16 protein-coding genes are annotated in these 15,799 nt (G+C 59.4%); 8 read left to right on the plus strand and 8 right to left on the minus strand.

The window, feature by feature from the left end; all coding sequences use genetic code 11:
• Positions 1-90 precede the first annotated feature (90 nt).
• The 3 genes from AB3226_RS08420 to colR form a co-directional block, all read right to left on the minus strand.
• Positions 91-318, minus strand: a complete 228-nt coding sequence (locus AB3226_RS08420; protein ID WP_367372742.1) for a hypothetical protein — start codon at positions 316-318, stop codon at positions 91-93.
• 365 nt (positions 319-683) lie between these two features.
• On the minus strand, positions 684-1,964 hold the full coding sequence (locus AB3226_RS08425) for a sensor histidine kinase (RefSeq protein WP_367372743.1): 1,281 nt from the start codon (positions 1,962-1,964) through the stop codon (positions 684-686).
• Positions 1,954-2,637, minus strand: coding sequence for a two-component system response regulator ColR (gene colR, locus AB3226_RS08430; RefSeq protein ID WP_123358022.1), 684 nt, complete (start codon positions 2,635-2,637; stop codon positions 1,954-1,956). Before colR ends, AB3226_RS08425 begins: the two co-directional genes overlap by 11 nt.
• Before the next feature lie 214 nt (positions 2,638-2,851).
• On the opposite strand from colR, the gene AB3226_RS08435 reads away from it, so the two are divergent.
• Positions 2,852-3,595 (plus strand): phosphatase PAP2 family protein, encoded by a 744-nt coding sequence (locus tag AB3226_RS08435; protein ID WP_367372744.1) that lies wholly within the window; start codon positions 2,852-2,854, stop codon positions 3,593-3,595.
• A gap of 173 nt (positions 3,596-3,768) precedes the next feature.
• On the opposite strand, the gene groL is transcribed toward AB3226_RS08435, so the two are convergent.
• From groL to AB3226_RS08455, 4 genes are all read right to left on the minus strand, one after another.
• On the minus strand, positions 3,769-5,412 hold the full coding sequence (gene groL / locus AB3226_RS08440) for a chaperonin GroEL (protein ID WP_367372745.1): 1,644 nt from the start codon (positions 5,410-5,412) through the stop codon (positions 3,769-3,771).
• Between the two features lie 49 nt (positions 5,413-5,461).
• On the minus strand, positions 5,462-5,755 hold the full coding sequence (locus AB3226_RS08445) for a co-chaperone GroES (RefSeq protein WP_007898444.1): 294 nt from the start codon (positions 5,753-5,755) through the stop codon (positions 5,462-5,464).
• A 247-nt stretch (positions 5,756-6,002) separates the two neighbouring features.
• Positions 6,003-6,479, minus strand: coding sequence for an FxsA family protein (locus AB3226_RS08450; protein ID WP_367372746.1), 477 nt, complete (start codon positions 6,477-6,479; stop codon positions 6,003-6,005).
• 66 nt (positions 6,480-6,545) lie between these two features.
• Complete coding sequence (locus AB3226_RS08455) at positions 6,546-7,277, minus strand: HugZ family protein (protein ID WP_367372747.1); 732 nt, start codon at positions 7,275-7,277, stop codon at positions 6,546-6,548.
• Between the two features lie 165 nt (positions 7,278-7,442).
• Here AB3226_RS08455 and AB3226_RS08460 point away from each other — a divergent pair, with 165 nt between their 5' ends.
• Positions 7,443-8,201 carry an SDR family oxidoreductase gene (locus tag AB3226_RS08460; RefSeq protein ID WP_367372748.1) on the plus strand — a complete coding sequence of 253 codons (759 nt, stop codon included), beginning with the start codon at positions 7,443-7,445 and terminating at the stop codon, positions 8,199-8,201.
• A gap of 191 nt (positions 8,202-8,392) precedes the next feature.
• On the opposite strand, the gene apbC is transcribed toward AB3226_RS08460, so the two are convergent.
• Positions 8,393-9,487: an iron-sulfur cluster carrier protein ApbC gene (apbC, locus tag AB3226_RS08465; RefSeq protein ID WP_019581546.1), complete on the minus strand. Its 1,095-nt coding sequence runs from the start codon at positions 9,485-9,487 to the stop codon at positions 8,393-8,395.
• A gap of 367 nt (positions 9,488-9,854) precedes the next feature.
• Between apbC and metG the strand changes: the two genes are divergently transcribed.
• The 6 genes from metG to AB3226_RS08495 all read left to right on the plus strand — a co-directional run bounded on the left by metG (position 9,855) and on the right by AB3226_RS08495 (position 15,779).
• A complete protein-coding gene (gene metG / locus AB3226_RS08470) occupies positions 9,855-11,906 on the plus strand; it encodes a methionine--tRNA ligase (protein WP_367372749.1) in 2,052 nt (683 codons plus the stop codon).
• A 129-nt stretch (positions 11,907-12,035) separates the two neighbouring features.
• Positions 12,036-12,605 (plus strand): Rnf-Nqr domain containing protein, encoded by a 570-nt coding sequence (locus AB3226_RS08475; protein WP_367372750.1) that lies wholly within the window; start codon positions 12,036-12,038, stop codon positions 12,603-12,605.
• Entirely contained in the window at positions 12,602-13,609 is a 1,008-nt protein-coding gene (rsxB, locus tag AB3226_RS08480; protein WP_367372751.1) for an electron transport complex subunit RsxB, read from the plus strand. Before AB3226_RS08475 ends, rsxB begins: the two co-directional genes overlap by 4 nt.
• A complete protein-coding gene (locus AB3226_RS08485; RefSeq protein WP_367372752.1) occupies positions 13,596-14,588 on the plus strand; it encodes an RnfABCDGE type electron transport complex subunit D in 993 nt (330 codons plus the stop codon). Before rsxB ends, AB3226_RS08485 begins: the two co-directional genes overlap by 14 nt.
• On the plus strand, positions 14,585-15,196 hold the full coding sequence (locus tag AB3226_RS08490; protein WP_367372753.1) for an RnfABCDGE type electron transport complex subunit G: 612 nt from the start codon (positions 14,585-14,587) through the stop codon (positions 15,194-15,196). Before AB3226_RS08485 ends, AB3226_RS08490 begins: the two co-directional genes overlap by 4 nt.
• Positions 15,189-15,779: an Rnf-Nqr domain containing protein gene (locus tag AB3226_RS08495; RefSeq protein WP_367372754.1), complete on the plus strand. Its 591-nt coding sequence runs from the start codon at positions 15,189-15,191 to the stop codon at positions 15,777-15,779. Before AB3226_RS08490 ends, AB3226_RS08495 begins: the two co-directional genes overlap by 8 nt.
• Positions 15,780-15,799 lie beyond the last annotated feature (20 nt).

The following is a 15,799-nucleotide window of genomic DNA, read 5'->3' on the forward strand; positions in this document are numbered from 1 at the left end:
AGGCATTCCCACGCAGAGCGTGGGAACGATCGACGTCAAAAAGCAAAAGGCCTCGCATCTGCGAGGCCTTTTATTTGGGCTTCAATCTGTTCAACTCTGTGGCCTCAGTCCCTGAGAAAGTCCGAACATGAACAGTAACAAGTCATGATCGGGTTGATTGGCCACGGGTGCCTTGGCAACCCGGGGCAACGGACAATGCGCGTCACCGTGAACGGAGCTGAGGACTTGTGTGCGAGGCTGCTCCCAGGCCGCCACCGCCAATGAAGCAACTGCCAAGGCTCCGGCTAAAAACAAACCTCGTGCAATTTCGAGTTTCATTAATATAAGCCTTTGATAGCGCTGCCAAACGCCGTTTGATAAAAATAGACGAGTTTTCCCCAGTCTGTATCGCTGAACGACGAGTGGCGAGGCACGTCGTTTTTTAACCATTTATCGCTCAGGTTCCAGAAGGAGTCGAAATAATCGAGCTTGGATCGGACCAGCCATCACTGCCTCCTGAACTTCTGATGACCACCATCTTAGAGAGTGCGGTGTCAGTATCAGGTCGTGCGTTTGTGAAAAAGTTGTCGTGTAAAACCCAGAGTTATTTCAGGGTTTTACACGGCCTGATTCAGGATCGCCGCCTTCGTGACTGTGGGCAGCGCCGAAGGCTGCGATCTTTTCGGTTTTTCGATCAGCTCAGATCAAATCGGGGACGGACTCAACACCACCTGAAAGCGGCAGCCGTTGGGCTCCATGTTCGTCAGGCTGACGCTCCAGCCCTGGTTCTCGCAGATCCGCTGCACCAGCGACAGCCCCAGCCCCAGCCCTTCGCCGCGTTTTTCGTTGCCACGCACGAAAGGCTCGAACATCGCCTCGCGTTTTTCCTCGGGAATGCCCACACCACTGTCCTCGACCATGAACCCCGTATCCGTCAGGGCCAAACGGATAAATCCACGCTCGGTGTAATGCAGCGCATTACGCAACAGGTTGCCCATTACCGCATGCAGAAGGGTCGCGTTATAGCGAGTGTCCGGCGGATTGCCCGGCTCAAAGTTCAGCGTCAGGCCTTTGGCTTCGATTGGCTCGCGCCATTGGCTGAGCAGCCCGTCGGCTACCTGGCTCAGGGTCTGCTGGGGAGCCATGCTGGCGTCTTCATGTTGAGCACGCGCCAGCATCAGAAAGGTTTGCACCAGCTCGCGCATCTCGGCACATGCACGGGCAATTCGCTCGACCTGGGCACGACCGCGCTGATCGATACCAGGGTTTTCCAGCAATAGCTCACAGGAACTGGCCAACACCATCAACGGCGTGCGCAGCTCATGGCTGACGTCACTGGTGAACAATCGCTCGCGGGTCAGCGCCTGACGCAAGCGCCCGAGAGTGGCGTCGAAGGCTACGGCCAGTTCGCCCACTTCATCGGCGGCATAGTCCGGCGCCAGTGGCGGTGCCAGGCCCAGCAATTGATCCCGATGACGCACCTGACGGGCCAGACGCACCACCGGCGCCATCACCTTGCGCGCCAGCACCCAGCCGAGAAACACCGCCAGTGCCAGACTCAGCACGAAGCCCACCAGCACCACGGCAAACAGCACCCGCTCACGCTCTTCGAAATCGCTCTGGTCTTGCAGCAGCACGTAACGCCGACCGTCAACGATTTCGACCATCGCGTGATACGACAGCTGCTCGCGAAAGACTTCATGAAAGCCCGAGTCCAGATGCCGCAAATCCTTGGGCAAGTCAAAGTCGCCCGGCCCGCCGCTGAAATAGAACAATTGATCCGGCTCGGGGCGGTGGCTCCAGTCCGCGACACTGTCCATCAACAACAGACGTTGCAAATCGCCGCCCAGGCCTGCCGAGATCAGTTTCTCTTCCACCAGGTGCACGGTCGCTATAATGCCGATGGCGAAGGCCCCCGCCACCAGTGCGCTCATCAACGCAAAGGCGATGATGATCCGTTGAGCAAGGCTCTGCTTAAACTCCATCACGGCCCTCGGCCAAGCGATAACCGACACCATGCACCGTATGCAGCAAGGGCTTGGCAAACGGTTTGTCGATCACCTGGCGCAGTTGATGGACGTGGCTGCGCAGGCTGTCGCTGTCCGGGCAGTCATCCCCCCACAAGGCCTCTTCGAGCACCTCACGGCGTAACACATGGGGGCTTTTCTGCATCAACACGGCCAGCAACTTCAGGCCCACAGGGTTGAGTTTCAGCAGACGGCCTTCGCGCGTCACTTCCAGCGTATCGAGGTCGTAGCTCAGATCGCCGACCTGCAAGGACCGGCGACCGCCCCCTTGGGTTCGGCGCATGACTGCTTCGATACGCGCTGCCAGTTCGGAGAGGGCAAAGGGTTTGATCAGGTAGTCATCAGCACCGGATTTGAAGCCTTGCAAACGGTCGTCCAGTTGATCGCGGGCGGTGAGCATGATCACTGGTGTGTCGCGGCGGGCGTCTTCGCGCAGGCGTTTGCACAGGGTGTAGCCGTCGATGCCGGGCAGCATGATGTCGAGCACGATCAAGTCGTAATGCTCGGTGGCAGCCAGGTGCAGGCCCGACAAACCGTCCTGCGCGCAATCCACGGTGTAACCCTTGAGCCCCAGATAATCGGCCAGATTGGCCAGGATATCGCGGTTATCTTCAACCAATAGAATTCGCATCGGCACCTCCTTCGTACACAACGGCTGTCTTGGCGCGCAGCTTAAGGCCAAGTGTGGCTCAGGGATAGGGTGGCGTGCAGGGGTAAGTTTGAGAAGAAAAGCCCGAGACAGCCTTAACAACTTTTTCACCATCGATTCACGGGCTGACGACAGAAGTGTGTTCAGACTCCCGCGGTTGTGCTCTTCAGAACATTTCACTCACCAAGGATTTGCCATGGTTTCGACCGCTGCCCGCCCCGCTTCCAGGCCACTGAATGTATGGCTATGCCTGGGAGTACCCGCCATTGCGGCGATCACCCTGCTGTTGCTCGAACTGACGTCCCTGGACATTGACCTTGCCAGACTGTTCTACGACCCGGTCGCCGGGGCGTTCATCGGACGGCACAGTTATTTCCTGGAAGACATCCTGCATGACCGGGCCAAGCAAGTGGTCATCGCCTTTTCGGTGTTCGCCATCCTGGGCTTCATTGGCTCCTTTTTCATGGACCGGCTCAAACCGTTCAAGCGTGAACTGGGTTGCCTGGTGTTGTCTCTGGCGCTGGCAACGTCGTTCGTCACTCCGGTCAAAGCCGTGACCGCAGTGCAATGCCCATGGAGCCTGGAGCAATTCGGCGGGCACGAAACCTACAGCGAACTGCTCAGCCCTCGCCCGCACACCGACAAGCCGGGCCGCTGCTGGCCGGGTGGTCATGCAGCGACTGGCTTCACCTTGTTTGCGCTGTTCTTCGTATTGCGCGACCGTCGTCCGCGTCTGGCGCGCAAGGCGTTTGTCTTCGCCTTCGCGTTGGGTTCGGTGTTCTCCATCAGCCGGATGATGCAGGGGGCGCACTTCTTTTCACACAACGTATGGACGGCGATTTTCTGCTGGCTGATTTGTCTGGGGGCGTATTACTTCATCCTCTATCGACCGGCGTCCAAGGCTGAGCCAGTAGCCAGCGCGGAACCTGTCAGCGTCTGAGCGGACACCTTCGCGGGCAAGCCTCGCTCCTACAGGTTTAATGCAATCCACTGTGGGAGCGTGGCTTGCCCGCGATGGGCGCGACTCGGTCTCCAGACCTACCAAAATGAAGGCAATAAAAAACCCCGCCTGCTCAACGCAGGCGGGGTTTTTATGTACGGGGTAAGGCTGGCTTACATCATGCCGCCCATGCCGCCCATACCGCCCATGTCTGGCATGCTGCCGCCAGCTGGGCCGTCTTCCTTGATCTCGGCGATCATGGCTTCGGTGGTGATCATCAGGCTGGCAATCGACGAAGCCGCTTGCAGAGCCGAACGAGTCACTTTAGCCGGGTCCAGGATACCCATTTCGATCATGTCGCCGTATTCGCCGGTAGCAGCGTTGTAACCGTAGTTACCCGAACCCTGCTTGACCTTGTCGACGACTACGCTTGGCTCGTCGCCGGAGTTGGCAACGATCTGACGCAGTGGCGCTTCAACAGCGCGACGCAGCAACTGGATGCCAACGTTCTGGTCATCGTTGTCGCCTTTCAGCTCGGAGATCGCCTGCAGAGCGCGAACCAGTGCCACGCCGCCGCCAGGTACCACGCCTTCTTCAACGGCTGCACGGGTAGCGTGCAGGGCGTCTTCAACGCGGGCTTTCTTCTCTTTCATTTCAACTTCGGAACCCGCGCCAACCTTGATCACTGCAACGCCGCCGGACAGTTTGGCCAGACGCTCTTGCAGTTTTTCACGGTCGTAGTCGGACGAAGTATCAGCCACTTGCTGACGGATCTGCAGAACGCGAGCCTGGATGTCAGCCTCAACGCCGGCACCGTCGATCACGGTGGTGTTTTCTTTGGACAGGATCACGCGCTTGGCATTACCCAGGTGTTCCAGGGTAGTGCTTTCCAGGCTCAGACCGATCTCTTCGGAGATAACGGTACCGCCAGTCAGAACAGCGATGTCCTGCAGCATGGCCTTGCGACGGTCGCCGAAGCCTGGAGCCTTGACGGCTGCGACTTTAACGATGCCACGCATGTTGTTCACAACCAGAGTCGCCAGGGCTTCGCCTTCAACGTCTTCGGCAACGATCAGCAGTGGACGGCCGGCTTTGGCAACGGCTTCCAGTACTGGCAGCATTTCGCGGATGTTCGAGATTTTTTTGTCGACCAGCAGGATCAGCGGACCGTCCAGCTCGGCAGTCATGGTCTCTGGCTTGTTGACGAAGTACGGGGACAGGTAGCCACGGTCGAACTGCATGCCTTCAACAACCGACAGTTCGTTTTCCAGGCCCGAGCCTTCTTCAACGGTGATCACGCCTTCTTTACCGACTTTTTCCATGGCTTCGGCAATGATGTCGCCGATGGAGCTGTCGGAGTTGGCCGAGATGGTGCCGACCTGAGCGATGGCCTTGGTGTCAGCGCAAGGCTTGGACAGGGCTTTCAGCTCTTTGACGATCGCGATGGTCGCTTTGTCGATACCGCGCTTCAGGTCCATCGGGTTCATGCCGGCAGCGACGGCTTTCAGGCCTTCGTTGACGATCGATTGAGCCAGAACGGTAGCGGTGGTGGTGCCGTCGCCTGCGTCATCGTTGGCACGGGAGGCAACGTCTTTGACCAGCTGCGCGCCCATGTTTTCGAAGCGATCTTTCAGCTCGATTTCTTTGGCAACGGAAACGCCGTCCTTGGTGATGGTCGGTGCGCCGAAGCTCTTCTCGATGATCACGTTACGGCCTTTAGGGCCCAGGGTCGCTTTTACTGCGTCAGCCAGGACGTTGACACCGGCGAGCATTTTCTTGCGGGCGGAATCGCCGAATTTAACTTCTTTAGCAGCCATGATCGATATTCCTTAAATACTTTGTAGTAGCGGGAAAATGAGCGGGAAATCAGCCTTCGATAACGGCGAGGATTTCGCTCTCGCCGATGACCAGCAGGTCTTCGCCGTCAACTTTCACAGTGTTGCTGCCGGAGTAAGGGCCGAACACAACCTTGTCACCCACTTTCACGGCCAGCGCACGCACTTCACCGTTGTCCAGTGCTTTGCCTGGGCCTACAGCGAGGACTTCACCCTGGTTTGGCTTTTCAGCAGCCGAACCTGGCAGGACGATACCGCCAGCGGTTTTCTTTTCTTCTTCGCTGCGACGGACGACGACGCGGTCATGCAGAGGACGAAGCTTCATTGTCGATCTCTCCTAATTGTGGTTTTCATCGGCCGGTGTAATCCCGGCGGGTTTAACAAATCCGGCGGCGCCGGGTGCGGTTCGTCGAGCGAACCGCGGAAGTCTGTCTGGCGCAATTGCCAGAAACCTTGCGGTGACCGTTACATAAGGGCGCACAAGCTTATTTCAAGGGCGGGGCGCGAAAAATTTTTATCTCAATGCCCTGAAAATGAACACGGCACCCGAAGGTGCCGTGTCGATGCAAGTGTTACCTGGAATCGCGGTGTTCGAACTCGCCTTCGATCACATTGGGCTCACGGCCCAGTGGCTGCTGCGGAGCAGGACCGCCCCGTGGCTGAAGGTCATCGGCGAACGCACGCTGACGCATCGCTTGTTCCTCGGCGCGCAGACGCATTTTGTTGGCCAGCAGTCGACGAGAGATCGGCAGCAACATGATCAGACCCAGCACGTCGGTGACGAAGCCCGGCAAGATCAACAGGCCGCCAGCCAGGGCCAGCATCAGGCCTTCGAGCATGGTCTGAGCCGGCAGCTCGCCGCGGTTCAGGCTTTCACGGGCGCGCAGTGCAGTTGCCAGACCGGCGATACGCAGCACGAACACGCCGAGCATCGAGCCGAGAATGATCAGCAGCAGGGCCGGGAAAAACCCGATCGCCCCGCTAACCTTGACGAATACGAACAGCTCCAACACCGGGAACAGTACAAAGAGCAATAAAAAAGGGCGCATCAAATGGTTCCTCAACGCAAGAATGCCTTGCCAGTCTTCCCTAGATGACGTCGCCGTTTCGTGAATTCAAGCGTCGGCCACTTCATTTTTCGGCCAATGCTCGGCGTGAGCCAGGAAAACCAAGGCTTCCCGGACTTGTGTCGGCGTATTACAAGGCGTTTGAAACGGTAACCAATAAAGTCCCTGACCGATGCGCAGATGCATGCCTTCAGAGTCGATGCCGGTCAATTGAGCCGGGGCGGTTTTCGGCAGGCCCGCCAGCTCGACGTAGTGGGCGATGGCTTTGGCGTGATCGGCGTTCATGTGCTCGACCATGCTGACTTCGGCTTTGCCAGCGAACGGGTTGGCGAGGGTCAACTGATCGATCCAGTGGATTGCACCGAAACCGCCAATGTAGCGGTGACGTACCTCGTTGAGTACCCAGAAATCGAAATCATGGGCCTTGTGATAGTTCTGCGAATCGGGGAAATAACGATAGTAACGCTCGGCCGCCGCTTCGATGGCTACGGCGTCCTTGAGCTTTTCCGCCTGGGCCAGGTAAGTCAACCGACCAACGGCTTGTACGTCTTCTGCCTCCCGTTCACCCACCAGCAGCGAGCATTTCGGATCTTTCTGCAGATTATGCGTGTGCTGAGCGATGCGGCTGATAAGGATCAGCGGCCGGCCCTGCTCATCCAGGCAGTAGGGAACCACGGAGCCAAACGGAAAACCGGGCATCGCTTTGGAGTGCGTCGAGAGTACTCCACGGTATTCCTTGAGAAGCAATTCTCGGGCATGCTTAGCCACTACAACGCTCAATTTATGACTCCTTATATAGAATCCGTCAAAAAAACGGACAGGCGCCTGGATAAAGTCTCAGCACGCCATAGGGGCAGTTCTCATGTGCAGCCAAGCCATATCAGGCTCAGATCGAGAGGCCCTCTAGGAAGGAAAACCACTCCGATCTGCTATAGGGCTATGCGAATGCAACTCACTGACAAAGTAATCATTATCACCGGCGGTTGCCAGGGTTTAGGTCGTTCCATGGCCGAGTATCTCGCAGGCAAAGGCGCGAAGCTCGCGCTGGTGGACCTGAATCAGGAAAAACTCGACGCCACCGTCGCGGCGTGCAAAGCCAAGGGTGTCGAGGCCCGCGCCTACCTGTGCAACGTCGCCGATGAAGAGCAAGTGACCCACATGGCCGCCCAGGTGGCTGACGATTTCGGTGCGATCCATGGCCTGATCAACAACGCCGGCATTCTGCGCGACGGCCTGCTGCTGAAGGTCAAGGACGGCGAAATGACCAAGATGAGCCTGGCCCAATGGCAGGCGGTGATCGACGTCAATCTGACCGGTGTGTTCCTGTGCACCCGTGAAGTCGCGGCAAAAATGGTGGAGCTGAATAACAGCGGCGCGATCATCAATATCTCGTCGATTTCGCGCGCTGGCAACGTTGGCCAGACCAACTACTCCGCCGCCAAGGCCGGTGTCGCTGCGGCGACCGTGACCTGGGCCAAGGAACTGGCACGTTACGGCATTCGCGTGGCGGGTATTGCACCGGGCTTCATCGAAACCGAGATGACCCTGAGCATGAAGCCGGAAGCGCTGGAGAAAATGACCTCCGGGATTCCGCTCAAGCGCATGGGTAAACCCGAAGAGATCGCCCAGTCGGCGGCCTACATTTTCGAGAACGACTACTACACCGGTCGGATTCTGGAGCTGGATGGCGGGTTGCGGATTTAAGGTTGGCACCGAACCTGTGGCAAGCATGTTCTCTGTGGCGAGGGAGCTTGCTCCCGCTCGGCTGCGCAGCAGTCGTAAAAACCGTCAACCGAGTTTCACCTGATAAACCACGGTTGCTATTTTAGGGCGGCTTCGCCACCCAGCGGGAGCAAGCTCCCTCGCCACAAAAGCGAAGCTTGCCCCTTGCCCAATCAATCGTCGCTGACGGTGATGTTCGGCATCGCCGGCGTTGCCGCTTCCTGCAACACAATCCGCGCGCCGACATGTCGGGCCAGCTCTTGGTAAACCATCGCAATCTGGCTGTCCGGCTCGGCGATTACCGTTGGCTTGCCGCCATCGGCCTGTTCGCGAATCAGCATCGACAGTGGCAATGAAGCCAACAGTTCGACACCGTACTGGTTGGCCAGCTTCACACCGCCGCCCTCACCGAACAGATGCTCGGCATGCCCGCAGTTGGAGCAGATGTGCACGGCCATGTTTTCCACCACACCCAGCACCGGGATGTTGACCTTGCGGAACATCTCCACGCCCTTGCGCGCGTCCAGCAATGCCAGATCCTGCGGGGTGGTCACGATCACCGCACCGGCCACCGGGACTTTCTGCGCCAGGGTCAACTGGATATCGCCGGTGCCTGGCGGCATGTCGATAACCAGATAATCCAGGTCGCCCCAGGCTGTTTGCGTGACCAGTTGCAACAGGGCGCCGGACACCATCGGCCCGCGCCAGACCATCGGCGTGTTGTCGTCGGTCAGGAAGGCCATGGACATCACTTCGACGCCATGGGACTCAATCGGAATGAACCACTTCTGATCCTTGACCTGTGGTCGGGTGCCTTCAGGGATGCCGAACATGATGCCCTGACTCGGGCCATAGATGTCCGCGTCGAGAATCCCGACCTTGGCGCCTTCACGGGCCAGCGCCAGGGCCAGGTTGGCAGCCGTGGTGGACTTGCCCACACCGCCCTTGCCGGACGCCACGGCCACGACGTTCTTGACGTTGGCCAAGCCTGGAATCTGGGCCTGAGCCTTGTGCGCGGCGATCACGCTGGTGATCTCGACGCGCGCGGTGACCACGCCGTCCAGGCCTTCGATGGCCAGTTGCAGCAATTGCGCCCAGCCGCTCTTGAACAAACCGGCGGCATAACCCAGCTCCAGCTGGACGCTGACGCGATCACCCTGGATATCGATGCTGCGCACGCATCCGGCGCTGACCGGGTCTTGGTTCAGGTAAGGGTCGGTGTATTGGCGAAGGACGGCTTCCACCGCTGCGCGATTGACGGCGCTCATGGGCAACTCCGATAGCAAGACTGGAAAATCAGGCGGGTATCCTAACCGTTCTACATCATAGACGGCATGCCCCACGATGATTTGTGGCAAACACATCCCTGTGGCGAGGGAGCTTGCTCCCGCTCGGCTGCGCAGCAGCCGCAATCACGTTGATGCGTTCTTTCTGTCGGAACCGGGTTGCAGAGGTTGGGGCGGCTTCGCCACCCAGCGGGAGCAAGCTCCCTCGCCACAAAAGCCCTCTTGCACCCAGCAAACTCATCACCACTTTTTTCAGAGTCGATGCATCCGGAAACAGGCCTGAAGGGTGAAAAATATGCGCCAGCGCTTTATAGTGGCCGACCTCCGTTTCATCAAGTAGCCGAGCCCCATGTCCGAGCCACGCAAGATCCTCGTCACCAGCGCCCTGCCCTATGCCAATGGTTCGATCCACCTCGGCCATATGCTGGAATACATCCAGACCGATATGTGGGTGCGCTTCCAGAAGCATCGCGGTAACCAATGCATTTATGTCTGCGCCGACGACGCCCACGGTTCGGCCATCATGCTGCGCGCGGAAAAGGAAGGCATCACCCCGGAACAACTGATCGCCAACGTCCAGGCTGAACACAGCGCCGACTTTGCCGAGTTCCTGGTGGACTTCGACAACTTCCACTCCACTCACTCAGAAGAAAATCGTGAGCTGTCGAGCCAGATCTACCTGAAGCTGCGCGACGCCGGGCACATCGCCACGCGCTCGATCACTCAGTACTTCGACCCGGAAAAGAAAATGTTCCTGGCCGACCGCTTCATCAAGGGCACCTGCCCGAAATGCGGCACCGAAGACCAGTACGGCGACAACTGCGAGAAATGCGGTGCGACCTACGCGCCGACCGACCTCAAAGATCCGAAGTCGGCAATCTCCGGCGCCACCCCGGTGCTCAAGGATTCCCAGCACTTTTTCTTCAAGCTGCCGGACTTCCAGGAAATGCTGCAAGCCTGGACCCGCAGCGGCACGTTGCAAGAAGCCGTGGCCAACAAGATCGCCGAATGGCTGGACGCCGGCCTGCAACAGTGGGACATTTCCCGCGATGCGCCGTACTTCGGCTTCGAGATTCCCGACGAGCCAGGCAAATATTTCTACGTGTGGCTGGACGCACCAATCGGCTACATGGCCAGCTTCAAGAACCTCTGCGCCCGCCGTCCGGAACTGGACTTCGACGCGTTCTGGGGCAAGGATTCCACCGCCGAGCTGTACCATTTCATCGGCAAGGACATCGTCAACTTCCACGCCCTGTTCTGGCCAGCCATGCTTGAAGGCTCCGGGTTCCGCAAACCGACCGGCATCAACGTACACGGCTACCTGACCGTCAACGGCCAGAAGATGTCCAAGTCCCGCGGCACGTTCGTCAAGGCGCGGACTTATCTGGATCACCTGTCGCCGGAATACCTGCGCTACTACTACGCCGCCAAGCTGAGCCGTGGCGTCGACGACCTGGACCTGAACCTCGAAGACTTCGTGCAGAAGGTCAACTCCGACCTGGTCGGCAAAGTCGTCAACATCGCCAGCCGTTGCGCCGGATTCATCCATAAAGGCAACGCCGGTGTACTGGTAGCCGGCAACGCCGCGCCGGAACTGACCGATGCCTTCCTGGCCGCAACGCCAAGCATTGCCGAAGCCTATGAAGCTCGCGACTTTGCCCGCGCCATGCGCGAAATCATGGGCCTGGCCGACCGCGCCAACGCCTGGATCGCCGACAAGGCGCCGTGGTCGCTGAACAAACAGGAAGGCAAGCAGGATGAAGTCCAGGCCATTTGCGCCTTGGGCATCAACCTGTTCCGCCAACTGGTGATTTTCCTCAAACCGGTACTGCCGCTGCTGGCCGCCGATGCCGAGGCATTCCTGAACGTCGCACCGCTGACCTGGAACGACCACGCCACCTTGCTCAGCAATCATCAGTTGAACGAGTTCAAGCCGTTGATGACCCGCATTGACCCGGTAAAAGTACAAGCCATGACCGACGCCTCGAAAGAAGACCTGACCGCCAGCGCAACTGACACCGGCCAAGCGGCAACCGCCGGCAACGGTGAACTGGCCAAGGATCCGCTGTCGCCAGAGATCGAGTTCGACACCTTCGCCGCTGTAGACCTGCGCGTGGCGCTGATCGTCAAGGCCGAAGCTGTGGAAGGTGCCGACAAGCTGCTGCGCCTGACCCTGGACATCGGTGACGAGCAACGCAACGTGTTCTCCGGGATCAAGAGCGCTTACCCGGACCCGTCCAAGCTCAACGGTCGCCTGACCATGATGATCGCCAACCTCAAGCCCCGCAAAATGAAATTCGGGATTTCCGAAGGCATGGTGATGGCGGCAGGCCCTGGCGGTGAAGAAATCTACCTGCTGAGCCCCGACAGCGGCGCCAAGCCGGGTCAACGCATCAAGTAAAGCCCTGCGGTAAACCGATCCCACAGTCGTGCCCGGCGCGACTGTGGGATTTTCATGTCTGGCCCACCCTCCTTCCTTGCCGGATAATGCCTAACCTTGTTAGACAGGCCTCCTTTTGCCGGCACGATCATGACCGAACTGCTTCTTACGCTTATCAGCGCTGCCCTGATCAACAACCTCGTGTTGCACTGGCCGCTGGGCGTCGATCCGGTGCTGAACAGCGAGCGGTCACAGGTCCACGCGTTGGGCATTGCGACAACGTGTCTGATGCTGATCGTCGGCACACTTGGCTATGCGCTCTATCACTGGTTACTGGTGCCGCTGGGGCTGACGTCGCTGCGTCTGTTCGTGTTCCTGCCATTGAGCGTTCTGCTGATCGGCCCGCTGCTTAAGCTGCTTTCACGTTTATTGGCGAAGTATTCATTCGATGGCCGCTGGCCCCTGCTGCTGGGGAATGCCGGTGTGCTTGGGCTGACATTGCTCAACGCTCAAGACGACAAGGGAATTTTCCACGCCATAGCCCTGAGCCTTGGCGCAGGGCTGGGTTTCTGGCTGGTGCTGAGTCTGTTCAGCGACTTGCGCCAGCGCACACTCGACAACGATATCCCCCTGCCCTTTCGTGGCCTGCCGATCGAGCTGATCGGCGCCGGATTGATCGCGGTGGTTTTTCTCGGATTCAGCGGGCTGATCAAAACATGAGTCTGATTCAACGCATCGACGCCCTCTTGCCGCAGACCCAATGCGGCAAGTGTGGCCACCCCGGATGCAAACCCTACGCCGAAGGCATCGCCAGCGGCGAGCCGATCAACAAGTGCCCGCCGGGCGGCAGCGAAACCATCGCGGCCCTGGCCGACCTGCTGAAAGTGCCGGTGCTGGAACTGGACGTCAGTCGCGGTTCGGCACCGGCGCAGATCGCTTATATCCGCGAAGCCGAATGCATCGGTTGTACCAAGTGCATTCAGGCCTGCCCGGTCGACGCCATTGTCGGTGCGGCGAAATTCATGCACACGGTCATCGTCGACGAATGCACCGGTTGCGACCTCTGCGTGGCGCCCTGCCCGGTAGATTGCATCGAGATGCATCCGTTACCGCTGGCCACGGTACTGCCGATTGTCGGCGGGCTGGCGTTCAGCCTGGAGGAACAACAGGCCCGGGCCGCCAAGCGCAATCATGCGCGACGCCGTTTCGAACAGCGCAATGCCCGTTTGCATCGCGAAGAGCAACACAAACTCGCCGAACGCCAGGCCCGCGCCCAGCGCGCCGTGCAGCCCAGCGAAGTGACGCTCGACCCGGTTCAGGCTGCACTCGAGCGCGTCCGCGCACAGAAAGCCGCCAATGCCGATGCGGCATTGAAAAAGGCCAAGGTCGATCTGGCGATGAGTCGGGCGCAGCTGAACAAATCCCTCAAAGCCTTCGGGCATCCGCCAACCTTCGAACAGCAGTCGCAACTGATCGTGCTGCAACAGCAGTTCGAAGCCGCCGAACAGGCGCTGGCGCAACTGGAGAGCAGCGCACCGCCGGTTTCTGCGCCACCTGCCCCGGCAAAAGATGCCGAACTGAAACGGGCGAAAATCCAGTTGGCCATGCGCCGCGCCGAACTCAAGAAAGCTCAAACAAACGAGGCGCCGGCCGAACAGATCGAAGCATTGCAACATGCGCTCAGCGAAGCCGAGCGTCAGGTGGATGCCTATGTCACCCCTTGAATCGGTGGACGAACGCCTTCAGCAAGCCATGAAGCTGGTATTGCTGGCCACCGTGCCGGGGATGCTGATGTTGTTCTGGCTGTACGGCTGGGGCGTATTGATCAACCTGATTCTGACGGCGGCTACTGCACTGGCCGTGGAAGCGGCGGTGTTGCAGCTGCGCAAGCAACCGGTAAAACCGACATTAAGCGACGGCAGTGCGCTGGTCAGTGCGACGCTGTTGGCACTGGCCTTGCCGCCTTATTGCCCGTGGTGGCTGACAGTCAGTGCTGCGGCGTTCGGACTGTTTTTCGGCAAGCACTTGTATGGCGGCGTCGGCAAGAATCCGTTCAATCCGGCGATGCTCGGTTTTGCGCTGGTCCTGGTAATGTTTCCTCAGCAAATGACCCATTGGCCGGCGTCCCATGGCATGGATTTGTTCGGTGGGTTGCAACAGGTGTTCGGCTTCAGCTTCGGCCAGACACCCGATGCGTGGGCCCAGGCCACGGCGCTGGACAGTCTGCGAATCAACAAAAGCCTGACCATGGAAGAACTGTTCGCCGGCAATCCGGCATTCGGCCGCTTTGGCGGCCGAGGCGTGGAATGGGTCAACCTGGCGTTTCTGGCGGGCGGTGCGTTGCTGCTGCAGCGGCGGGTATTCAGCTGGCATGCACCGGTCGGCATGCTCGCCAGCCTGTTCATCATCAGCCTGTTGTGTTGGAACGGTACGGGCTCCGACTCTCATGGCTCGCCACTGTTTCATCTGCTCACCGGCGCGAGCATGCTCGGTGCTTTCTTCATCGTGACGGAACCGATATCCGGTGCGAAAAGCCCCACTGCCCGATTACTGTTTGGCGCAGGCGTGGGGTTACTGACTTACCTGATTCGGACGTGGGGCGGGTATCCGGATGGCGTGGCCTTTGCGGTTTTGCTGATGAACCTCTGTGTACCGGCGCTGGAACGGTTTGCTGCGTCCAGACAGGAACAGGTTGCCCGATGAACCGAGCGACGAGCGTTGTGATCCTGCTAGTGCTGGCAGGCTTGGGGATGGGCGCGACTTACCTCGTGCAGCACACCAGCGCCGCGCGCATCGCCGCCGAGCAACGCCTGATCGACAGCCGTCAGTTACTGGATCTGCTACCGCCCGACAGCTACGACAATCAGCCACTGGAACACCCCCTCAGCCTCGAAAGCACTCGCCTGGCCAACAGCACGCTGTCGGGTGGCTACCTGGCATCCAAGGCCGGCCAACCGAGCGCTGTGTTGCTGCGCAGCCAGACTCTGGGCTACGCCGGCGCCATCGACTTGCTGATCGCCATCGACCCCCAGGGCAAGTTAGTGGGGGTCAAAACCCTCAAGCAATCGGAAACCCCGGGGCTGGGCGGCAAGCTCGCCGACTGGCCCAATGCCTGGCTTCAGGTGTTTACCGGCAAGTCGCTAACCGACCCCGATGACAATGGCTGGGCCTTGAAAAAGGACCAAGGGCAATTCGATCAGATCGCGGGCGCGACCATCACCTCAAGAGCGGTGATCAATGCCACCCATGACGCGCTGCGCTACTTCGATGAACACCGGCAACAGCTGATCGGGAGCAGCGCTCATGAATAAGTCACCAACCCTGCAGAACTCGCTGATACTTACGCCGTTGATCGGCGTCACTGATTCATTGGTAACAGCCCTGGGCCTGTGGCTGATGTTCGCCCTGGTGCTGAGTGCTTACGGTGTGAGCATGAGCGTCTTGCGCTCGCGACTGATTCCGGCAACACATTTGCTGGCATGCCTGCTGCTGGCTGCCACGCTGACCAGTTGTGCGGAACTCGCCACGCAAGCCTGGTCGCTTCAATGGCACCAGCATCTGGGTTTCTACGCAGGATTGATCGCCTTGCAATGCGTCGTGCTGGAACACAACGGTTTTTTCCAGAGCCCACGGCGTGATCGACTGCGTCTGTGTGGCCTGTTCGGCGCCTTGATGGTGGGCCTGGGGCTGCTGCGCGAGTTCATCGGCAACGGGACTCTCGGTAGCCATCTGTCCTGGATGGCCGGTGCCACGCAACCGGACTGGCAAGGCTGGACGCTGATCGCCGACGGTGGCCTGCATCTGGCCACACTGGCCCCTGGCGGGTTTATTCTGCTGGGACTGCTGATCGCCGCACATCAAGCCTGGACCCGCCGCCCGGCTGCCCCACATTGACCGCCTTCGAGGAAACGCAC

This window comes from Pseudomonas lini (genome assembly GCF_964063345.1).
Taxonomy (GTDB): domain Bacteria; phylum Pseudomonadota; class Gammaproteobacteria; order Pseudomonadales; family Pseudomonadaceae; genus Aquipseudomonas; species Aquipseudomonas lini_B.